We start from the raw sequence: 21,417 nt of genomic DNA, 5'->3' as shown, positions 1-21,417 counted from the left end.
ACCATCATGGAACAGTTTTTTATCATTTTCGCTGTTATTTTTATCATTGCTTTTATTGTCTCTTCGTATAATAAAATCATCAGCCATCACCGCACTGTGATCCAGTCTTGGGATGATGTCACAGTAACCGAGCGCCAGAAGCTTAAGATCCTGCCAGAGCTACAAAAAATGCTGGAGGAACACAAAATCCATGAGTCTAGCCTACTGAGCAAGATCACCGAGCTAAGATCATCCGTTGCCAAGATCAGCAGCGACAACATCGACCCAAGTCAATGTGAAGAGCTTTCTAAGGCATCAAGCGCGCTGATTAAAAACCTACAAGTGGTTTCAGAGAGCTACCCTGAAATGCGTTCTTCTGAGAGCTTCTCAAAGATGATGGATGAAATCGTCAACCAAGAAGAGCACGTAGGTGCCGCGCTACGCGTATTTAACCAAAACGTAAGCATCTTCAACACTACGATCGAAAGCTTCCCAACCAACGTGGTTAATGGCTGTACCGCTAACAAGGCCATTGTTGCAAGCTTCAAAGATAGTGCGGCAGAAGAGAGCTTCGAGTATAAGCCAAATTTCTAATGCCAAAATAAAGCAATGCCCGAGGGTCAGGTCTTGATAGTTGCGTTTGCTTAGTTGCTAGGGCGTGTTGATCTTTGCTGTACATTTCATATTCAACAATACATCGGTAGCCACATTAACATGAATGCCAGCGCTAACATGCTGGCATAATTTCTTTCTAGCTTGTCATATCTACTTGAAATAGCTCGATAACTATTAATTCTCGCAAAGGCATTTTCAACCAGGTGACGATACTTGTATAGGCACCAATCCATACTGATTTTGTCTATATCTTGCACGTAATTGCGTTTAGCAATTACCGTTTCTCCCCCGCGTTCCTTAACAAAAGTACGGAAAGGTTCGCTGTCATATCCTTTATCACAAACGATGGTATTAACTTCATCGAGTTGTTCAACTAAGCTTTTGGCATGCACTATATCGTGGCGTTGGCCTTCTGATAAATCAAAGCAAATCGGTAGGCCACCACTATCAACAGCTAAGTGAATTTTGGTTGAGTTGCCCCCGCGACTTTTTCCTATTTGCTCTTAGCTTTCAGTGGCTGCACCTATACTATGCTGATGCGCTCGAACTATAGAGCCATCAAGAAAGACCCATTCAAAATCAGCCACTCTAGATAACCTACTGAAAATATTACCTAAAACCCCTTTCTTTGACCAAAGATTAAATCGTCTGTAAACGGTGATCCGAACTCAGAGGGTAGATCTCGCCAAGGAATACCTGTTCTCATTCGATAAAGTATTCCTTCAAATGTCATTCGATGTTCAGTTTTATCGTAAATGCGACCTGTACTTTTCATAACTTGGAGTTACAGAGGAAGCCATCAAGCTTGTGTTAGAACAAGCAGAGGTTCTAGCTGACGGCTGTTATAAGTAAATAACAAAGGCAAGGTTTATACCTGCCTTTTGAATTGCTATGCATTTTTATTTGATTAAAGATCAACTAGTTGCTCTTTTCGGTCAAAATAGTAATCAAAAGGGAATGAATTAGAGCTATTAATCTAAGTTATTTATGTCCAAAACCTTCACTGGTTGAGTTTTTACCCGTGGCATTTTCTAGCTCGAAAATGCCACGAAGTTTGTTACGCTTCCAAACACGTCACAGATAATTAGCTAGTTTTGATTTACAAAAAATAATGTGTGGCAATGACCCCATTTCCTTCATTGACTCGCGAAAGGCTCTCCTATTAAGTCACTCGATTTAGATGAATGACAAACAACGTTTTGCTCATCTCTTAGAAACCAAGAAATCCATTTTCGCTTCGAGTTTAAAACGAAGCCCTCCTCAAAGCTAATTCCATTGATAATCAACCCGTCGATATTTTCATCATACGCTTTAGTGGTGAAACGCCATTCTTCACTATTTATTCGCTTTCCTTGAAGAAGAGCGTCATTGAGGCGTTGGCTCATAACGACGATGGCTAGACCTTCAGTTTCACTGATACCAAAATCTGGCTCAGAGATACGACCGACAGCAACTGGTACCTTTAAAGTGCACTCCTTTCCATCTTGAAGAGTAAATGAGTAGATTGCATCTCCTATTCGACCGTTAAGCCAAAGGAGTTGTCCTTGAGTCATGTTGTCGACAGACAGAGTTCCAAAACCACCTGTGGGAGATATAGTTTCGGCCCAGCTAGATGTTGAAACAAAGACCGATAAAAACAGATGTAGAATGGCTACTTTTTTCATGCTGAAGCCTCCACGTCGAAGTTAGTATTGGTCGATTGAGCTAACAAAGATATTAACCAAAACGGTCCTACTATCGGTATGAAAAAGACCAGTACCCAATAACTTGATTTGTTGATATCGTGCAGTCTACGAACAATTACTGAAAGCATAGGGATGAAACTTACAACGCTATAAATCGTGTCGAACCATGTTGTCATATTCATAGCAATATCTGCCGCAATGCATCCCATCGCTACTAATGTGTGTACTAAAAGAAACATCCAACATTCTTTACGGGACGAACAACCAGAAAAGTCTAAACTTCGCTTCCAAGCTAAAAAATAGTATTTCATAAATGCCACCTCAATATTTGACTGATGGTGATATTTTGCCTCGGAACAAGTGGTGTGTACGTCTCAAAACAGGTTTTAGGTCGTTCTTAAACCTGTTTTGGTCTATATTGCGTTTTCAATTGTATTTCATAGAGTTATCCTTGATATTCACTGAAAGTGAGAACTCATTTATCCATCTAGGACTTGCTATGCTTGCGATACCCGTCCCGTTCGTTGTTTCCATGTTACTTGGACTACTAGCGATATCACTTTATGCCAAGCTTTCCCAGCAGGGTAAAGTCGCTAGCATGTTTTTAGGATTATGTGCTATGACGACCGCAATGGTTGGTTTACGCTGGACATTTGGATTTAGCATTTTCAGCATCGCGCAACCTATTCTGGCCTCCATAATTCCTGTTGCTGCGTGGTATGCGTTTGCACATGCCAATCGTGATTTAGGCACCTTGCCTATTAAGCATTTTGTTGCGCCATTATTCGTCGTAATTAGCGCTGTATCTCAACCTTGGTTGGCACTTCCATTAGATGTACTACTTACTTTAATTTACGCTTGCTATGGAGTGGCACTAATTCGCTTTTCGTCAAGAGAAACAGCACTGATTAATGTCTCGTTAGGGAATTGGGAAGGAGTAAAGAAAGCGGAGAATATTGCGGGATGGATGCTGATATTTTCAGCGTGTGTAGACACGCTCATGTCGTTAGATTTTACTTTTAATCAAGGTGGATTTTCACTGTACATCATTACTGCGGCACATTTGACTCTTCTACCCGTGTTATCGATAGCTGTAGTTGTCGTGGGTATTAATACGCCTGTTTCAGATGAGTTAAAATCTAAACAAATCAGTCACAATGACGAGACAAGCAGTTCCCAGGTAATGACCAGTGAGAGGGCTCACGAGATCACTTCTCTGTTAGACTCCAAAATCCGACAAGACAGACTTTACTTAGACCCTGAGCTAACCCTTTCAAAACTGACACGAAAGTTAGGCATACCAGCAAAACAAATTTCAATTGCAGTTAATCAGGTACACGAAAAGAATATTTCTAAGATCATAAATGGGTATCGCATAGAACATGCCAAGCACTCCTTGGATTTGTCACAAGATACTATTACGCAAATATTCATGAATTCTGGTTTTCAGACCAAGTCTAACTTTAATCGTGAGTTTTCAAGAGTCGTGGGAATGACCCCAAGTGAATACCGTAAAAGTAAAGCTCAACAGTCTAAGTAAGATTCACTATTAATATTGAATATCTAAGAGCCAACTTTGCCGTACATGAAGTAATTCATAATTTGCTAAATTAGCAGGTTCGCTAACTTGGAAATGTCCGTGCGACCTGAAGTCGTATGAAGCGTTGTTCACCACGACAAGAGTGAACCATCTGTATCACCAGATGACCCTAGGTTCCTGAATAAAGCAGCGGAACCGACAATGTAACGAAACTCAGTCGTTAGCTGAGTGGGAACGGAATCGTGAGAAGATGTTCCTCCTGAAAACCACAGCTCGAGTGAGTGCTAGGGAGTCAATATGATGAATGTAATGTGAATCCATGTAAGGTGCGTTATACGATGAAGCAGCGGAAGTGGTTAATACGCTGTAGCCAAAATGGCAATGAGAGTCGGAAAGAGATTGGACATTACTCTTTCGTGATCAGCGTACTCTTCGCACTATAGTGGGCATCTAAGTTGACATTTTTACGCAACATACGGAACAGGGTAAGCCTGTATACCTCCCTATGGGAAAGCGACCTGTGAGGGTTGCCGATAGGTATGCAGGTAAAGGAGGCTAGAGAAAGCGAATGTCCCTTTTTAATGAAGGGGATACAGGTTTATATCTGGCGCGAAAGCGAGCTGACTTCTAGCTGGTCTCCCGTTGCGAGATAGCTTGAAGAACTTTATTAAAGAAGAAAAGCAAATGATGATTTCGAATGAAATTAGTGCGTCTTCTGACAACGAACCGTGGTTTCTTATTCACTGAGTGACCATTGGGTAGTTTTAAAGCTTTAAGTGTGTATCGCAAAGGTAATTTATTTACTGGGTGCTTAACGGTGCCTTTGTGGAGGCTTGAGCCGTATGCAGTGAAAGTTGCACGTACGGTTCTGAGGAGGGAGGCACCTGGCAACAGGTGCCGCCTATCCGACAAAAATTTGTTACGCTGGCTTGCGGTTATATGTGCGGTTATATGTGATTGTATGACGTACAGGAGTAGCTATGGGGAAGACTGCTGACTAGAAACAAAATATCGAGAATTGCTTTGATTAACTTGATGGAATAGTTGAGAATTTTGGGGGAATTTTCTCAGGTTTTGGTTAGTGAAAACGCAGCCTGTGAGGGGGAGTGATTTTAGTCTAAAGTGAACGTATATAGGATATTTTAGAAGCGTTACTTGACGGATTTACGAATCGCTAACTATAGTCAATTTAGTTAGTCAATCATTAGCAAGTTTAGTCTGCGTTATGATTAAGTTATTGATATCAGGTTATTTAACGAATGAATATCGGAGTTTCTAGGGTTCAAATCCCTATCCCTCCACCACCATTAGAAAGCCCCGCTGAGAAATCAGCGGGCTTTTTTTCGTTTTGAATTTGGTAAAAGAAAGCTCAAATACATTAGATACGTCGTTATCTGATTCTACTTTTGCTTCCATAGAGTTTAGGTATTCAAAAGCAGAGTGTTTAGGTTCTGCTTTAGTATTTTTGAATGTAGCTAATTAGACATTGCTTATTTTGCTACGTTGCCGGCTACGTTTAAAGCATCCCACGTACGAGCGAATGGTGGGGCGTAGCAGAAGTCCATATAGCCTAACTGCTGAGTGGTCATTTTCGCCGTGATGGCAACAGCTAATGCGTTGATTCTGCCCACAGCTCCTTTCTTACCAACGATTTCTCCACCAAGCAGTACATTGGTTTCTGGGTGGTAAACCAGCTTCACTTTTATGTCTTCTTGACCTGGATAGTAGTCGGTTTGGTTCTTGTCTGAAATTGTTGATACTTTCACATCTAAGTTATGTTCTTTCGCCAGAAGTTCATTCACGCCAGTACATGCCAGTTCGTAATCGAGCACTTTCAAGCAAGATGAACCTAAGAAGCCTGACATGTAAGTATCTTTACCTGCTAGCTTGTCCGCCATCATACGCGCTTGCTTGTTGGCTGTGGTTGCAAGAGGAACATAAACGGATTTGCCTAGTGCCATATGATGGACAACGGAACAGTCACCTACTGCATGGATGTAAGCATCTTCAGTTGCGCCATATTCATTCACTAGCAATGCACCATTTGAAGCTTTTGGTAGTTCGAATACTTCTGTGTTTGGTTTGAAGCCGAGTGACAGGATCACGACATCAGCTTCTACGTTGCCGTTATCGGTTTCTACGATGTAACCGCCTTGCTCTGCATCGCGAATTGTAGAAACGCTGCACCCTGTATTAAGGTCTGCACCTGACTCTCTAATTGCCCCTTCAACTACTTCAATGATCTCTGGGCTGAACTGGCGGCTCATTATGTGCTGTTCACGTTCTATGATGGTTACGTGTTTACCAAGGCCATGTGCTGCGTCAAATACTTCTAGACCTATAAAACCAGCGCCAATTACGCACACTCGTTGTTTGTCACTGTCTTTCAAAGCTTCTTTTACTGCTAAGCCATCTTCCATGCTTGTCAGTGTATATACGTGTTCTAAGTTGTATTCACCGAACGAAGGAACGATTGGACGCGCGCCTGTAGCAATAACCATCATATCGTAATCGATGATGCTCTCTTTGCCTTTATGACGGACTTTAATCTGCTTTTGAATGCGGTCTAGTGCGACCATCTCTGTTTCAACACGAACGTCTAAGCCAGATTTAATCGCTTGTTCTGGCGTACGAGAAATCATGCGTTCCGTGTCGTCAAACATGCCACCCGCAAAGTAGGGTAAACCACATGCTCCAAATGAGATGTAACTGCGCTTATCTAGAACAATGACTTCGTCTGATGGCTGATTACGTTTGTACTTGGCTGCGAAACTCATACCAGCGGCGCTACCGCCTATAACAACAACTTTCATATTTATTACCTAAATAACCTGAACTCAGGAAAAACAGAAGAGCACCCATGGGAGTGCTCTTAATTAAACGTGGGGATTATACTGCTGCTTCTTTTGAAACTGTCTCAGCTACATCAGCATTGTATTGTTCTGTGTTCAGTGAGCCGTTCTTCTTAGCTGTTAGAACACCAGACAACATTGAGCCTGAGATGTTGAGCGCGGTACGCGCCATGTCAATCAGAGCTTCGATAGACACTAGAATTGCTACTACTGTGATGTCTAGACCCATGATGGTTAGTACAGCTACCGCTGCGAATGTTGCACCGCCACCAACACCAGCGATACCGAATGAAGCAATCGCGATAACAGCAATCAGTTGTAGGATGAAGCCTAGGTCAACTGGCATACCCATTACTTGTGCCGCCATGATGGCTAACATTGCTGGGTAGATGCCCGCACAACCGTTCTGACCAATACTGGTACCGAATGTCGCTGACATGTTTGCTGTTTCTTCGTCTACACCTAGGCGTTGAGTTTGTGTTTCAACGTTTAGTGGGATAGCCGCCATACTTGAGCGAGAGCCAAAGCCGAATACCAATACAGGCCAGATTTTCTTCATGAACTTAGCAGGAGACAGGCCAAACATTGACACCATCACGAAGTGGATGCCAAACATAACGCCGATTGCCACGTAGCTCGCTAGCAAGAAGCGGCCCATTTCAGCGAGTGCGAAAAGGTCGTTGGTCATCATGAACGTTGTCATCAGAGCAAATACACCATAAGGCGTTAGCTTCAAGATTTCACGTACCATTGACAGTACAACTTCTTTTGCAGAGTTGATGAAATCAACGAAGTTTTGAACTTTCTCAGGCTTACGGTTTTTCACTTGTAGGATGCAGTAACCAAGGAACATACCGAACAATACTGTCGATAGTGTCGAGGTACGTTGAGAGCCTGTTAGCATGTCAAAGATGTTGGTTGGGATGATAGACAGTGCCATACCAGACAGACCACTACTCGCCATTGCATCTTGTGTTGCTACCAATGAATCACCGCGTGCTTCAATTGCACTGTTTGTGCCGATTGTGCTGACTAGCGCGTTTGCATCGATACCAAATAGGTAAATACTCGCGATACCAACGGCTGCTGAGATTGCACAAGTGAAAAGTAGAATACCGATGATTTTTGGTGCGATACGAGATAGTGCGCCGCCCCCTTCAACGTTCATGATCGAAGAGATCATCGCCACGAATACTAGCGGGATAACGATCATTTGTAGAAGTTTGATGTAACCTTTACCGAACACTGAAATTAGCTCAGCGAAGCCTGCTGTTGCCGCGTTGCCGACACCGAAAACCAGTTGAATTGCACCACCGAACAGCAAGCCGGCTGCAAGCGCACTTAGTACGCGGAAGTTAAAACTTTTCTTTTGTTTTTTGAAGTTCGACAACAGTGCGTAGAACACAAAGAACAGTATGCTTAATCCAATAAATGAAACGCTCATGAGAATCTCCTATGATACCCATTAATACCTAAGTCGGTTATTTTTTGTATGCGATGGCTTCAACTTCAACCAGTGCGTCTTTTGGTAGTCTTGCTGCTTCTACACACGAACGAGCAGGTGCGTTCTCCGTGCGAAATACTTCCGTGTACACTTCGTTAAACGCAATGAAGTTCTCCATGTCTGAAAGGAAGCAGGTTGTCTTCAATACAGTGTCTAGCCCAGCTCCGCTTGCTTCTAAAACAGCTCTCAAATTTTCAAGAGACTGGCGAGCTTGCTCTTTAATACCGCCCTCAACAAACTGCATGGTTTCTGGAATAAGAGGTAGTTGACCTGAGGTATAAACCATTTCGCCGTAAGACGTACCTTGTGAGTAGGGCCCGATAGCTGCTGGTGCTTGTTTAGTAACAATGATTTTTTTCACGATGTAACTCCTAAATTATTGGTTTTATTCTGATTTAAATTCACGGATAAACTTGTAAACCGCCTGACGGCTGATCCCAAGTTGTTCTGATACTTGTGTCGTCGTCTCTTTTAGCTCAAAGACTCCGTTATCAAATAAGTAACGGGTGATGGCTTTATTGCGACCTTTGCAGGAAACCGACTCATCTTGGTCAACCTCGTTAATGGCTGAGCTCAATGCTTGTTGAATGACGTCATTCGCATTGTTGCTGAATGTCTCGCTGACAATGGTCTGAGGTACATTGCACTGCGGCATCAGTGTTTTGACGATTTCTGGGAATGGGAAAGACAAGTTCATGTTGATACACAGCATGCCGATCGGCTTTTTTTGTGGACCAGCTAGTACACAGGTGGTCGATTTCAGTAGGGAACCGTCTGCTGCATTGGTGAAGTAGCTTTTTGGAGAAACTTCGCCAGTTTTCTCGAATGTGCTCCACATACGTAAACCTAAATCTGTGATAGGTGAGCCGATTTCACGACCGGTATGATGACCATTGACGATCTTCACTACAGAGTTGTCTAAGCTTTCAAAGGAATGGATGACCACCTCACAGTAAGGGCCAATCAAGTCGGCAATCGTATCCGCCAAGCGGAAGTAATTGCTTAAACATTCTCTGTCTTCATCGGTGAATCGAACTTGTTTTACATTCATGATTTTGGTTTACATTTTTAAACTTTACGACTGGAATCTACTCCTTTGGTGGTATATTTGCAATGTGCGGTAAACTTCTGTAAACCTGAGGTTGGCGATCAAAATATCCACAAATCGTAAGTTTTAGATGTAAATCACGAATGACATTTGAACATGATCACTCAAAATAGGTAAATCAGGTTTAATTTCCCAAACTTCATCAAGGTTTACATATTTAAAACCAAAGGTTGCGTTATTGAATGTTTTTATGATCTAGGATAAGTTTTAGAGGGCACTTAAAAATTGGCTGCTTTTTCGTTCGTAACGCTTTAGCTGTTAAATTACCTATTTGGCTAGCTTAGCCTCGACTTGTCCAAGTGCTCGCTGGTACATAAACCATGCACAGGTGCCGGCAAGTATATTGCCTACCATGGCACCCCAGAATAGGCCTTCAATGCCAGCAAGCTGCGAACCAACCCATAAACATGGTAAGAAGAAAGCAAAAAGGCGCAGTGCTGATATCGTCAAGGCAGTATAAGACTTGCCAAGAGCATTAGATATAGAAACCATCAACATACAGATACCCAAAGGCCCTAAGCTAATAGGAACGATAAGCAAGTGATAGTTCAATATGGTTGAGACTTCGTCTTCGCTAGTCATGAGATTTGCCAACCCGCCAGAGAATACCCAAGTTACTAGTGCGATCACTAATTGGAACCCTAATACGAACATCACGGCAATCTTGACGAGCTTGCGCATGTTTTCTAGGTTTTTCTCTCCTAACATTCGACCAATCATAGGTGGCATCGACATCGTCAGTGCTAGTACAGCCACAATAGAGAAGAATTCAAAACGTGAACCTAGCGCCCAAGCCGCAACGGCTGCTGTGCCGTAGCCAGCAAGCAGTTTGGTGGCGAGCATCGAAGAGACTGGCGGTAGCAGTTGACTGATCATTGCTGGCCCCATGATGTTACCGATGGAGCAAACGCTCTTGCCGATATCAAGATCGTGCCAATCGAACGTCATCCAATGCTTCTTAGTCACCTTAGGAGCAACGATAAAGGTACCCGCACCGAACGCCAAGATGGTCGCAATAGCGGCTCCGTTGATGCCCATGTCTAGCGTGAAGATGAAAATCGGGTCCAATATCAAGTTGATGATGCTGGTGGCGATCATCATCGAACCGGGCAGCATGGTATTGCCATTGGCGCGGCACACACTGTAGAAAAAGTAGAGCAGAGCTCCGGTCCAAGAGCTCACCAACCAATAGATCCAGTAAGAGTCGATGATCGGCAATACGCTTGCTGGAGCATCGAGTAGTTCTAAAATTGGGCCGCGAAGCAGATAAATGATGACCGAAAAAAGTGCGACACTTACACTTCCCATTGCGATCACAAGCCCACCTAGCTGCTTAGCGTAGCGTATTTCGTTAGCACCAATTGCACGCGCAATGACTGCTGTGGTCGCGATGCCTAACCCGACCTGAATTCCGATGATTATCATCTGAATAGGTAGCGTGAAACCTTGAACAGCGAGCGGTAGTACACCTAGCTGACCAATGAAGGCACTGTCTACAAGTTGGAAGCTCATGAGAGAAAGCACCCCAAACAGCATTGGCCACGTCATGGTATAGAGTTGTCGGCCAAGCGAAGGCGAGGGAGTTGCGGTCGTAGAATTCATAACACTCATATTGTTCTTGAAGGTAGGTTTGTCGTGGTGACAATTATCTCAATGAAGAATTGCGTAAAGCATAGCGTAAGGTTAGCTCGATACCAATGTTTGATGTGATAGGTAGATTATCTTTGTTGGCTTTCGGTTAACAAAAAGCCAGTCGCAATGACTGGCTTTGTTGATTCTATTTTTCGTTAAATAGATTTTGAGCACTAAGCGTTACTTATTCGCAACGTTACCTAGCTTCAACCATGTATCGATAACCGTGTCTGGGTTTAGGGATACAGAGCTGATGCCTTGTTCCATTAACCACTCTGCTAGGTCATCATGGTCAGATGGGCCTTGACCACAAATGCCCACGTACTTACCTGCTTTGGTTGCAGCATCGATCGCCATTTTCAGCATCGCTTTCACAGCTGGGTTACGCTCATCGAATAGGTGAGCAACATCACCAGAGTCACGGTCTAGACCAAGCGTTAGCTGAGTCATATCGTTCGAGCCGATAGAGAATCCATCGAAGTACTTCAAGAACTCTTCAGCCAAAATCGCATTTGATGGCAGCTCGCACATCATGATGACTTTCAGACCTTGGTCACCACGGCGAAGATCGAACTTAGCCAGAATGTCGATAACCGAAGCTGCTTCACTTGGTGTGCGCACGAATGGAATCATGATTTCAACGTTCTTAAGACCCATTTCGTTGCGAACACGTTTGATCGCTTGAGTCTCTAGCTCGAAACAGTCTTCGAATACTGGTGAGATGTAACGAGATGCGCCACGGAAGCCCAGCATTGGGTTCTCTTCATGCGGTTCAAACGTTTTGCCACCGACTAGGTTGCTGTACTCGTTCGACTTAAAGTCAGACATACGTACGATCACACGTTTAGGCCAGAATGCAGAAGCGATAGTCGCGATGCCTTCGGTCAGTTTGCTTACGTAGAAGTCGATAGGATCTTTGTACCCACGAATACGTTCGCTGATTTCCGCTTTTAGCTCGTCAGTTTGTGCATCGAAGTTTAATAGGGCTTTCGGGTGAATACCGATCATCTTGTTGATGATGAACTCTAATCGAGCAAGGCCAACACCTTCGTTTGGAATCTGTGCGAAGTCGAAGGCGCGATCTGGGTTACCCACGTTCATCATTACTTTGGTTGGCAGCATTGGTAGCTCATCAACCTCAGAACGCTTGATTTCAAAGTCGAGTTCACCTTGGTAAACGTAGCCAGTTTCACCTTCAGAACATGACACTGTCACGGTGTCACCATCGTTTAGGTTGCTTGTCGCTGTACCACAGCCAACGATTGCAGGAATACCGAGCTCACGCGCGATGATTGCTGCGTGACAAGTACGGCCGCCACGGTTAGTGACAATCGCAGAGGCTTTCTTCATTACAGGTTCCCAGTCTGGGTCTGTCATGTCTGTTACCAGCACATCGCCTTCTTGAACCAGTGACATTTGGTCCAGTGAGTCAACCAAACGAACAGGGCCAGAACCGATACGTTGACCGATAGCACGGCCTTCAACTAAGACATCGGCCTTGTTGTTTAGCTCGTAACGCTCGATAACGTTTTGGTCGCTTTGAGAACATACCGTCTCTGGGCGAGCTTGAACGATGTAAAGCTTGCCGTCGATACCATCTTTTGCCCACTCAATATCCATCGGACGTTGGTAGTGCTTCTCGATGATCATCGCTTGTTTTGCTAGTTCTTTGATCTCTTCATCGTTCAGCGAGAACTCGTTACGCTCTTGAGTATCGGTGTCGATAATATCAACTTGCTTGCCGATCTCTTGGTTGGTTGAGTAGATCATCTTGATCAACTTAGAACCAAACGTCTTCTTAACGATAGGGTAGTGACCCGCTTCTAGCATTGGCTTATGAACGTAGAACTCATCTGGGTTCACAGCGCCCTGTACAACCATTTCACCTAGACCCCAAGAAGAAGTGATGAACACTACTTGGTCGAAGCCAGACTCAGTATCAAGCGTAAACATCACACCAGAAGAGGCTTTGTCTGAGCGAACCATGCGTTGGATACCTGCAGACAATGAAATGCCGCGGTGATCAAAGCCTTGGTGTACGCGGTAAGAGATAGCGCGGTCGTTAAATAGCGACGCATAAACGTGCTTGGTTGCTTCTAGTACAGCGTCGATGCCTTTCACGTTAAGGAAGGTCTCTTGCTGGCCTGCGAAAGAAGCGTCTGGAAGGTCTTCTGCGGTTGCAGATGAACGCACAGCTACAGACAATTCTTCGTTGTCTTCAATCAGCTCGCGGTAGTTATCACGGATGTCTTGCTCTAGTGATTCTGGGAAGGGGGCATCTAGAACCCATTGTCGAATCGTTGCACCTGTCTTACGCAGTGCGTCAACGTCTTCAACATCAAGTTCATCAAGTAGTTGGTGGATGCGCTCATCTAGACCTTTGTAATCAAGAAAGTCGTTAAACGCATACGAAGTGGTAGCAAAACCATTAGGTACAGAAACACCAGCATTGGACAGGTTAGAAACCATCTCGCCCAGTGAGGCGTTCTTACCGCCGACTTTGTCGACATCTTCCATGGATAGGCCATTGAACCATAGGGTATTATTTTGCATTTATTTCTCCAGAAACATAGCAAGCATTGTAGGGATTTAAAGGCAAACGATTACGTGTCAGTTTAAAAAAATGTAAATTATTTTTAAAAGCTGTGGGGGACGTAATAGTCAGCAGGGTTTCGTTATATATATTATGGTTCCCATCCTACTCAAAATAATTTTAAACATTAAATAAAAAATGCAAATTGATATTCAAAGTCGTGATGTATTCTATGTTTCTGATGGAACGGCCATAACATGTGAGACTTTAGGGCATGTTGTTCTAGGTCAATTCCCTTTCAAAGCCAATGAAAAAACCTTCCCGTTTGTGGAAAGTGAGGACAAACTTTCTGATTTATTAAAAGAGATTGAAATTTCGTATCGTGATACCGGGTTAGAACCGTTAGTGTTCTTTTCGATTGTGATACCTGACATCAAAGCGAAATTGCTTCAAGCGCCAGCGCACTGTTATGACGTGTTGGAAAGCATCGTGCAGAAAGTACAGGATGACATTCAGATGGCTCCGGTGCCTAAACTGCAACGCTCACGCAGTGTAAATAAGGACTCGGTGAAGTATTTCGACCGTATTGCTGCGATTGAGTACACACTTGCCCACGATGATGGCATCACGCTGAAAGGGTTGGAAGAAGCCGACATCATCTTGTTGGGTGTTTCTCGAAGCGGTAAGACGCCGACAAGCTTGTATATGGCGATGCAGTTTGGTCTACGTGTAGCGAACTACCCATTCATCCATGATGATTTAGCGCGCTTGAAGCTACTGCCTGAGTTTGAGATTTACCGACACAAGCTGTTCGGTTTAACCATTGATGCCGAAAGGCTGACTGAGATCCGTGAGAACCGTTTAGCGGGCAGTGAATACGCGAGTGATTCGCAATGTTTGTATGAGCTACAAACAGTAGAGGCGATGTTCCGCCGAGAAGCGATACCTTACATCAACACGTCTTCATTATCGGTTGAAGAAATTTCAACGCGAATCTTAGAGCGAACTGGCTTGAGACGCCGGCTGCTTTAGCGTGTTATCGACGATACCTAAATTGTGATTTCATTGCGCCTGTTACAAGGAGCAGTGAAGTCGCTTTTTCTGTTATTCATATCTGCTATATCCAACCTTCCCTCTCTCGTTGTTAGCTCTTTCCCCTAAAATACTTATGAAAAAATAGCTTATTTCTTTGCCTATTTACCGGATGTGTACCTATTGTTTAGAGAACGGTTAACTAAATAACCGATAATTATTACAAATACATACGTCAGTTCATCAACAGGTTAGGGAAAACAGTTTATGAATATATCAGAGCTTACTATTCGCAGTAGGTTACTTTTCGGTAATGTCATCACGGTCAGCATTTTAGTTACGCTGTGCGTCGTCGTGTGGAATTCGATTAAAACGTTGAATAGTACCGATGCAATGGTTACGCATACCTACCAGGTGATTGATCAATCCAATCGCTTAGTTAATTCGATGGTCGACCAAGAGACAGGCTTGCGAGGTTATGCGATCGGTGGCCAGGAAGAGTATCTAGAACCTTACCATGCAGGTAAGCAGGCTTTTGAAGAGAGCTTATCGACAGTAAAAATGCTCACTAGTGACAATCCTGCTCAACAACAACGATTTGATGAAGTAAATCGAGCAGCTATGGAGTGGCAGAAGTATGCTCAAGAAGTTATTGTTTTACGTAAGAGTATCCATGATGGACAGGCTTACGTTAACCAACTCCAAGCATTGATCGCGAGTGGTGTCGGTAAAGAGAAAATGGATAACCTGCGAGCTGAGATTGCTACAGGGCGTTACCTAAATGGCGAGGCTCTTATTAATCACATGGTAAACATGGAAACAGGTTTACGTGGATTTATGCTAAATCGTGAAGAAGCTTTTTTAGAACCTTACCATCAAGGCAAATCGAAAGTTGATAAGCAGCTAGCGTCTATGGGGAATAGCCAACTATCGCGTGATATTCAATCATGGATTGACGATTATGCATCGAGGGCGATTACATTGGTGCGTGAATCCAACCGATTTAGTTCCATTGATGAACTTTACGTTAAGCTTGCCAAAAAGCAGGGCAAGCAATATATGGATGGCTTGCGTAATAAAGTGTCTGAAATCATTAACGTCGAGCAAGTACTCATGGTTGAAAGAAAAGAGGCAGCAAGCTCAGCCTCCGATTTAGCTCTGATGGTACTCGTTGTTGGTGGTGTATCTTCAGTCGTATTCTGTTTCGGTTTCGGTGCTTTGATCTCTCGAAATATCACCTCACAGATAAACTACGTTATCGGTGTCGCTAAGCAACTAGCGAAAGGGGATCTCACCGTAAATATTGAAAAAGGTGCGAAGAATGAAATTGGAGAGTTAACCAACGCGTTGAAAGCAACCGCAGAAAGCTTAAAAACAATCATTGGCAACATGATGGTTGCAAGTGAACGATTGAGTAGTTCATCAACTCAGCTCACCAATATTACGGTGACTACGAATAGCGGTGCAAATGAGCAAATGTTGATGACAGATCAAGTTGCTGTTGCGATGAACCAGATGTCTATATCCGTTCAAGAAGTCGCAAGAAATGCTGTTGATACTGCTCAATCAGCAAGTGAAGCGAGTGAGGAAGCGATGCAAGGTTTGACCGTAGTGCAAGAGACAACGATGAGCATTAATTCTTTGGAGTCTGAGATCGAAAGCACGATGGATCGTCTTGAAGATCTTTCCCGTGAAGCCACCAATATTGGCGGTATTCTTGATGTGATATTAGATATTGCCGCTCAAACTAACTTGCTTGCATTAAATGCAGCTATTGAGGCTGCGAGAGCGGGAGAGCAAGGAAAAGGCTTTGCTGTTGTCGCTGATGAAGTGCGAAGTCTTGCTCAACGAACACAAGATTCGACCTCTGAGATACAAGGCTTAATTGAGCGCTTACAGCTTGGGACGAAAGATGTAGTGAACAGCATGCAGAAAAGCAGTGATATTGCCAAGAAGAGTGTAGAGAATGCTGAGAAATCAGGGCAAGCTTTTGATGTTATTACTCGTTCCATTAATAGTATCTCTGATATGAGTACGCAGAGTGCCAGTGCCTCAGAAGAGCAGAGTGTCACGGTAGAACAGATTAATCAGAATGTAGTGAATGTTAGCCGTATTACTAAAGAGAGCGTTGTGGGTGCTGAACAAACGGTAGAGTCGAGCCACGAACTAGTGAACTTATCGGAACAACTTCAGAACATTGTTGGTCAATTTAAAGTGAAGAATGTCAGCTGAGAAAACCGTGAAGGAGCTAGAGTGTTTAAACCAGCACAAGAAGTGAAATATCCAGCATTTACTCAATGATATGAGGTGACTTCACTTCACTCACTTTCAGAAAGGAAAAAGCAGCCTTGATGCATGTTTGTATCGAGGCTGCCTTGTTTCTAGCGTGTACTTTAGTCTCTAAGCTACTATGTCACTTTAGCTGAGACGACTAACGCAGTAAGCTGATATCGAGCACTTTGCTTTTGTTCTCCATCCAGCGGTTCAAGTCATGTGGCCACTCTATTGTCGCCTCTGCGTAGAAGCCACGAAGCATCGAGAAATACACTGCTTGGTCGATAAGAGGCTGTGATGACTCACCATTCTCTAGATCCAGTAAGAGCTCGGCATCTTTCAGTAATGGGTTAATCAGTTGAACGAACTGAGGTGTCTTTTCTAAGAGCTCTTGAAAGTTAAAACCTTCAGTCTCTTTACTGGCACGCCAAGCTTCTTTGGCTCCTGGAGAGCGATATTCAGCCAAGTCGAGGTTACACCAGCGTGGGCGTCCAATCTGTTGAGTTAGCGGGAATGCGCGAGCTTGGAACAGAGTGACTTGCTCTGATGGCACACGCTGCTCATCGCTTGATTTCAAATCCAAGAAGTACGCGATGATATCTAAGCTTTCTGCCATGATAGAACCGTCGTCTTTTTGTAACACAGGCACCATCTTTTTGCCGATCAAATCGATAAGGGTTTGGGCATCATCATAATCCACAGAAACAAGTTCGATGTTTAAGCCTAGAGATTGAGCGATGTAGGCTACTCGTGCGCAGAAAGGGCAGTGGTCGTAAATATAAAGCTTCATAGCTTCCTTTAGTTCAGGTAATTACAAATATAAGATGATGCTAATGTACCAGAAAGTCTTGCAAATACTAAGCTTCAATAGACGCTAAGTCTCAATAAACGTTAAGCACCAATAAACTGTAGGCATTAACAACAAGTACTTGATGCAAATAGTCTTTGATTCATTCAATTGTCTGTTGGAGCTAGTTTTACTGCAATGAGTAAACTAATGGGAGGCTGGTAAGGGATTGTAGGTATAAAAAAGGCTCTGGCTGTTCACTCTAATGCAGAAGAGTGAAATCAGCCAAGGCCTCAATTTTGTTACCTTTAGCAGAGTGACTACTAAAAGAGCGGAGCGGTTAGACTATGCTTTTTTAAGGTCTTTTGCAGGGTAAGTAAGCGTCATTATTGCGCCTTCTACTGTTGTAACGTGAACGTAGCCGCCACCAGCACTTAGGCCAATTACTACCATTTCACCTAGCTCAACACCTTTTGTTGCTACAACGCGATCATCAACTGAAAACACTTTACACACCTTCAATAAATTAAATTAATACGATAGATATCGAACGCGGATTTAAACAGATGGTACCCCAATCGACTAATCCGGTTGTTTGTCGTAAAGATTAAATTTAGTTATGCATAAATCGGTATTTATTAAAAATCAGCTGGTTACCCTAGCAGTGATGTTATTTATCGGCTGGATAAACGACACCGACTTGCTGACGCATCTCTGTAATTAACTTGGCAACAGTTAAAGCGCGTTGTTGGGCGTGAGCTTGAGTTTCTTTATCACCCTCAATGCAGCTTACAAAGCCTTGTGCCTCATAACTCATTGAGTTCTCGCTTTGTGCTTGAGTGAGGTTTTCAATGCTGCCATCACGGTAGCGGATCTTAACATCAGTACATTCAGCGATGTGATCGATGATGATTGCTCCTTGCTCGCCTTGGATCTCGCTTGGTGCGTAAGAGTCGCTGACTTTGGAGTGAGCAAGCGTCACGTCAAACTCAGGATACTGGAAGATCGCACAACCATGCGCATCCACACCGGAATCAAGTAGCTTTGCAGAAGCCTGTGCATTTTTGGGTTTGCCAAATAGCGCGACTGTCGCGGCAACACAGTAGAAGCCAATATCGACTAATGAGCCGTTAGAAAAAGCAGGATTGAAGGTGTTTGGGTTCTCACCGTTTAGGTATTTTTGGTAGCGCGATGAATATTGGCAGTAATTGATGTGTGCCTTATGTACCTTGCCAATCTTTTCTAACCCAAGTTGAACTTGCTTAAAGTTCGGTAGGAATTGAGATTTATACGCCTCAAACAACACTACACCGTTTTGCTGAGCAACCTCAAACATTCGGGTTGCTTCATCAATATTCGATGCGACAGGCTTCTCACAGATGACATGCTTGCCGTTTTCCATCATGAAGATAGATTGCTCGCAATGCAGCGAGTTTGGTGAAGCGATGTACACGGCTTCAACAGTTTTGTCATTTGCCAATGCGTCGAGTGAATCATAAGTTGTTTCAACGTCAAATTCTTGAGCGAACTGTACCGCGCTGTCTAGGTTTCGAGAGTAAACCGCAGCAAGTTGCATCGATTGAGATTCGTGAGCAGCTTGAACAAACTTTTGTGTAATCCAATTGGTTCCAATTACAGCGAACTTAATCATAGTGGCATCCGATACTTAGGGTCTGCGAAGATAGTAGCACTCTAAGGTGGGTGTTGTGTTCGAGATTTGCGAAACAATTTCCTTAAACTTAGTGCCTAATATTAAAGGTAATCTTCCATCGAAGGGCTGAGTCGCCCCGAGGGACGGTGCATATTTAAGGCATTTTTGCTAAGGTGTTATTGAATTCAAACTAGGTGATGATATGCAAATTCGGACTGCGAAGGTAACTGACATTAACGCGATTTTAGCGCTCTCTGATCAGATAAATCGTCAACATCATCTTGGTGCGCCTATGGTTTTCGCGCCTCCATCACAGAGCAATGCAGACAGTGAGGAGTACTGGTTGGGCTTAATGATTGACCCGGCAGGGGCCTTCTTTGTCGTTGTTGAACAGGATGAAGTGATTGGCTTTCTTGCGGGTAAGGTAACGCAGAACAAAGGTGTGAGCTTTATCCAGTCTCACAAGGTGGCAAGAGTGAATACGATTGTGGTGAGTGACCAAATTCAGTGTAAGGGTGTTGGCCGAGCACTGATGAAGTCATTTAATCAATGGGCGCAAGCTCAGGGCGCGATTGAATTAAGATTAGAAGTGATGGAGTTCAATCAACAAGCTCAGAGCTTTTATGAGTCTCTAGGAATGGAAACTCAGTCTCGAATCATGTCGATGCGTTTTATGGAGATGTAAGGGTGCGTCCGTTTTTACCTTTATCACTGTGTTTATTTTTGATGGTTACGCTCGCACACGCAGAGATGGTCGTCGTTGATAAAATAGGCTCTGACGCTCTGGGTGAGGATATATCCATTCAAATGACTCAGATGGCGCAAGGCTCATCGCAACGTTTACCTAAAGCTTCTGTTCAAACCTCATTATTAGAACCTTATATGGCGCCAGATTCCTTTTCTGAAATTGGTCCTCAGCTTCAAGTGGTCACTTTAGTGAAAGTCGATAAATCGAAACGCAGAATGTATCTACTTAAAGGGGATGAGGTGATTCAGGAGTTTCGTATTGCGTTAGGCAAACAACCGAAAGGGCATAAACGTTTTGAAGGAGACAACCGAACACCTGAAGGGAAATACCAACTCGATTATGTGATGGAACAATCGGATTTTCACCGTTCGGTGCATATCAGCTACCCGCAACTTTCGGATATGCAGTGGGCTGAAGAAAATGGTGTCGACCCTGGAGGGAACATAAAGATCCACGGTATTAAAAATGGTGAGCGCCGTTCACCGAGCTTTATTCAAAGCTTTGATTGGACGGATGGTTGTATTGCATTAACCAATCAAGATATGGATGAGTTCATTCAACTCGTAAAAATGGGTACCCCTATCCATATTGAATGGTAGTGATGGGCACCCAATTTTCTTAATCACTTTCCGGAATCAATTCACGCAGTTAATGCGTAAAAGCAACTTCCAAAGTCAACCACTAAAGCCAGTTACAGTAAGACTCGACCTGCACTGAATATCGCAATTACGATGAGCAGTGCAATGGTGACTGGCTTAAACTTCGCCCCGCCAAAGTTTTCGAACAGTTTAGAACCGACATAACCGCCAAACATGCTACTTGGTAGGAGCGCGAGAGTCAGCCACACTACATCACGGTCGACTAACCCAGCGATAGATGCCGAAACAAACGCAGTGGAATCCGCCAATACAAAGAATGCTATCAGGCCTGCTCTGGCAATGTGCGGAGCGACAGGGCTTGCCAATGCATGAGTGCCAATTGGAGGCCCTGACATTGAAGCCGCGCCGTTCATTATCCCTGCAAGACTGCCCAGAATATAAGGAGCAACTCTAGGTTCGCTTTTGTACTGGAACCCTTTGTAGATCACAAGTGCAGACGTAAAAATGAAGGCACTGATGATCAAAATTATTGTGTCTTGGCTAACAGACTTGAGCAGAAGTAAGCCGACCGGAGTGAAGGTAAGGCAAGGGATCAATATCTTTGAAACCCAGCGCCAATTAACGTGTTTTCTTACCTTGGGCAGCAACTGAACATTACCGAGTAGGTCGATAAGCATAAACACGGGTACCAGTTCGATAACAGGCACGAATAAAGCACTTAATGGCAATGCCACTAAAGTGAAACCGAAACCTGAGAAGCCACGAACAATAGCGGCGAAAATGAAGATTGCACCCAAAATTGGGAAAGTTGGACTAAAAATGAGATCCATAAATTAAGTGACCAATGAAGCTGTCTAAATAGAGCGAGCTGATGAAAC

18 protein-coding genes and 1 pseudogene are annotated in these 21,417 nt (G+C 43.7%); 6 read left to right on the top strand and 13 right to left on the bottom strand.

All coding sequences use genetic code 11. The annotated features are described in order from the left end of the window. The first annotated feature begins 6 nt into the window (after positions 1–6). Positions 7–573 carry a LemA family protein gene (locus tag L1D11_RS18910; protein ID WP_239833654.1) on the top strand — a complete coding sequence of 189 codons (567 nt, stop codon included), beginning with the start codon at positions 7–9 and terminating at the stop codon, positions 571–573. Between the two features lie 92 nt (positions 574–665). On the opposite strand, the pseudogene L1D11_RS18905 reads toward L1D11_RS18910, so the two are convergent. The 3 genes and pseudogenes from L1D11_RS18905 to L1D11_RS18895 form a co-directional block, all read right to left on the bottom strand. Next, positions 666–1,369 (bottom strand): annotated as a pseudogene (locus L1D11_RS18905) (IS5 family transposase). Positions 1,370–1,730: 361 nt separating this feature from the next. After that, complete coding sequence (locus tag L1D11_RS18900; RefSeq protein ID WP_065584844.1) at positions 1,731–2,258, bottom strand: hypothetical protein; 528 nt, start codon at positions 2,256–2,258, stop codon at positions 1,731–1,733. Then, positions 2,255–2,590 (bottom strand): DUF805 domain-containing protein, encoded by a 336-nt coding sequence (locus L1D11_RS18895; protein WP_065584845.1) that lies wholly within the window; start codon positions 2,588–2,590, stop codon positions 2,255–2,257. Before L1D11_RS18895 ends, L1D11_RS18900 begins: the two co-directional genes overlap by 4 nt. Before the next feature lie 188 nt (positions 2,591–2,778). Here L1D11_RS18895 and L1D11_RS18890 point away from each other — a divergent pair, with 188 nt between their 5' ends. Beyond that, on the top strand, positions 2,779–3,819 hold the full coding sequence (locus L1D11_RS18890) for an AraC family transcriptional regulator (protein ID WP_065584846.1): 1,041 nt from the start codon (positions 2,779–2,781) through the stop codon (positions 3,817–3,819). 1,490 nt (positions 3,820–5,309) lie between these two features. On the opposite strand, the gene L1D11_RS18885 is transcribed toward L1D11_RS18890, so the two are convergent. The 6 genes from L1D11_RS18885 to ppsA form a co-directional block, all read right to left on the bottom strand. Next, entirely contained in the window at positions 5,310–6,632 is a 1,323-nt protein-coding gene (locus L1D11_RS18885) for a CoA-disulfide reductase (protein WP_239833653.1), read from the bottom strand. 76 nt (positions 6,633–6,708) lie between these two features. Further along, the gene (locus L1D11_RS18880) at positions 6,709–8,115 is read right to left on the bottom strand and encodes a cation:dicarboxylase symporter family transporter (protein WP_239833652.1); all 1,407 of its coding nucleotides are present in this window, start codon (positions 8,113–8,115) and stop codon (positions 6,709–6,711) included. Positions 8,116–8,152: 37 nt separating this feature from the next. Next, a complete protein-coding gene (locus L1D11_RS18875) occupies positions 8,153–8,536 on the bottom strand; it encodes a RidA family protein (RefSeq protein ID WP_239833651.1) in 384 nt (127 codons plus the stop codon). Between the two features lie 24 nt (positions 8,537–8,560). Beyond that, complete coding sequence (locus L1D11_RS18870) at positions 8,561–9,226, bottom strand: PAS domain-containing protein (protein ID WP_239833650.1); 666 nt, start codon at positions 9,224–9,226, stop codon at positions 8,561–8,563. 324 nt (positions 9,227–9,550) lie between these two features. Continuing rightward, positions 9,551–10,885: an MATE family efflux transporter gene (locus L1D11_RS18865; RefSeq protein WP_239833649.1), complete on the bottom strand. Its 1,335-nt coding sequence runs from the start codon at positions 10,883–10,885 to the stop codon at positions 9,551–9,553. Positions 10,886–11,095: 210 nt separating this feature from the next. Beyond that, positions 11,096–13,468 (bottom strand): phosphoenolpyruvate synthase, encoded by a 2,373-nt coding sequence (gene ppsA / locus L1D11_RS18860; protein ID WP_048661621.1) that lies wholly within the window; start codon positions 13,466–13,468, stop codon positions 11,096–11,098. A 178-nt stretch (positions 13,469–13,646) separates the two neighbouring features. Between ppsA and L1D11_RS18855 the strand changes: the two genes are divergently transcribed. Continuing rightward, on the top strand, positions 13,647–14,480 hold the full coding sequence (locus tag L1D11_RS18855; protein ID WP_086712509.1) for a pyruvate, water dikinase regulatory protein: 834 nt from the start codon (positions 13,647–13,649) through the stop codon (positions 14,478–14,480). A gap of 267 nt (positions 14,481–14,747) precedes the next feature. Then, a complete protein-coding gene (locus tag L1D11_RS18850; protein WP_239833988.1) occupies positions 14,748–16,712 on the top strand; it encodes a CHASE3 domain-containing protein in 1,965 nt (654 codons plus the stop codon). Positions 16,713–16,911: 199 nt separating this feature from the next. Here the strand turns inward: L1D11_RS18850 and grxB are convergent, their stop codons facing one another. From grxB to L1D11_RS18835, 3 genes are all read right to left on the bottom strand, one after another. After that, entirely contained in the window at positions 16,912–17,544 is a 633-nt protein-coding gene (gene grxB, locus L1D11_RS18845) for a glutaredoxin 2 (RefSeq protein WP_146492704.1), read from the bottom strand. Between the two features lie 342 nt (positions 17,545–17,886). Continuing rightward, complete coding sequence (locus tag L1D11_RS18840; protein ID WP_009846296.1) at positions 17,887–18,048, bottom strand: hypothetical protein; 162 nt, start codon at positions 18,046–18,048, stop codon at positions 17,887–17,889. A gap of 163 nt (positions 18,049–18,211) precedes the next feature. Next, positions 18,212–19,192, bottom strand: coding sequence for a Gfo/Idh/MocA family oxidoreductase (locus tag L1D11_RS18835; RefSeq protein ID WP_239833989.1), 981 nt, complete (start codon positions 19,190–19,192; stop codon positions 18,212–18,214). A 202-nt stretch (positions 19,193–19,394) separates the two neighbouring features. Between L1D11_RS18835 and L1D11_RS18830 the strand changes: the two genes are divergently transcribed. Further along, entirely contained in the window at positions 19,395–19,877 is a 483-nt protein-coding gene (locus L1D11_RS18830; RefSeq protein ID WP_239833990.1) for a GNAT family N-acetyltransferase, read from the top strand. A 2-nt stretch (positions 19,878–19,879) separates the two neighbouring features. Continuing rightward, positions 19,880–20,539, top strand: coding sequence for a L,D-transpeptidase family protein (locus L1D11_RS18825; RefSeq protein WP_239833991.1), 660 nt, complete (start codon positions 19,880–19,882; stop codon positions 20,537–20,539). A gap of 92 nt (positions 20,540–20,631) precedes the next feature. Here L1D11_RS18825 and L1D11_RS18820 read toward each other — a convergent pair whose 3' ends face one another. Then, the gene (locus L1D11_RS18820; protein WP_239833992.1) at positions 20,632–21,369 is read right to left on the bottom strand and encodes a sulfite exporter TauE/SafE family protein; all 738 of its coding nucleotides are present in this window, start codon (positions 21,367–21,369) and stop codon (positions 20,632–20,634) included. Positions 21,370–21,417 lie beyond the last annotated feature (48 nt).

Origin of the sequence: Vibrio sp. Isolate32, assembly GCF_022397955.1 — a bacterium.
Classification (GTDB): domain Bacteria; phylum Pseudomonadota; class Gammaproteobacteria; order Enterobacterales; family Vibrionaceae; genus Vibrio.
The sequence above is the reverse complement of the archived record's forward strand: the minus strand, read 5'-3'. Positions and strand labels throughout refer to the sequence as shown.

Bases quoted from the DNA above. Each gene is read 5' to 3' on its own strand.
- L1D11_RS18910 (WP_239833654.1), top strand. From the start codon at position 7: ATGGAACAGTTTTTTATCATTTTCGCTGTTATTTTTATCATTGCTTTT.
- L1D11_RS18900 (WP_065584844.1), bottom strand. From the start codon at position 2,258: ATGAAAAAAGTAGCCATTCTACATCTGTTTTTATCGGTCTTTGTTTCA.
- L1D11_RS18895 (WP_065584845.1), bottom strand. From the start codon at position 2,590: ATGAAATACTATTTTTTAGCTTGGAAGCGAAGTTTAGACTTTTCTGGT.
- L1D11_RS18890 (WP_065584846.1), top strand. From the start codon at position 2,779: ATGCTTGCGATACCCGTCCCGTTCGTTGTTTCCATGTTACTTGGACTA.
- L1D11_RS18885 (WP_239833653.1), bottom strand. From the start codon at position 6,632: ATGAAAGTTGTTGTTATAGGCGGTAGCGCCGCTGGTATGAGTTTCGCA.
- L1D11_RS18880 (WP_239833652.1), bottom strand. From the start codon at position 8,115: ATGAGCGTTTCATTTATTGGATTAAGCATACTGTTCTTTGTGTTCTAC.
- L1D11_RS18870 (WP_239833650.1), bottom strand. From the start codon at position 9,226: ATGAATGTAAAACAAGTTCGATTCACCGATGAAGACAGAGAATGTTTA.
- L1D11_RS18865 (WP_239833649.1), bottom strand. From the start codon at position 10,885: ATGAATTCTACGACCGCAACTCCCTCGCCTTCGCTTGGCCGACAACTC.
- ppsA (WP_048661621.1), bottom strand. From the start codon at position 13,468: ATGCAAAATAATACCCTATGGTTCAATGGCCTATCCATGGAAGATGTC.
- L1D11_RS18855 (WP_086712509.1), top strand. From the start codon at position 13,647: ATGCAAATTGATATTCAAAGTCGTGATGTATTCTATGTTTCTGATGGA.
- L1D11_RS18850 (WP_239833988.1), top strand. From the start codon at position 14,748: ATGAATATATCAGAGCTTACTATTCGCAGTAGGTTACTTTTCGGTAAT.
- grxB (WP_146492704.1), bottom strand. From the start codon at position 17,544: ATGAAGCTTTATATTTACGACCACTGCCCTTTCTGCGCACGAGTAGCC.
- L1D11_RS18835 (WP_239833989.1), bottom strand. From the start codon at position 19,192: ATGATTAAGTTCGCTGTAATTGGAACCAATTGGATTACACAAAAGTTT.
- L1D11_RS18830 (WP_239833990.1), top strand. From the start codon at position 19,395: ATGCAAATTCGGACTGCGAAGGTAACTGACATTAACGCGATTTTAGCG.
- L1D11_RS18820 (WP_239833992.1), bottom strand. From the start codon at position 21,369: ATGGATCTCATTTTTAGTCCAACTTTCCCAATTTTGGGTGCAATCTTC.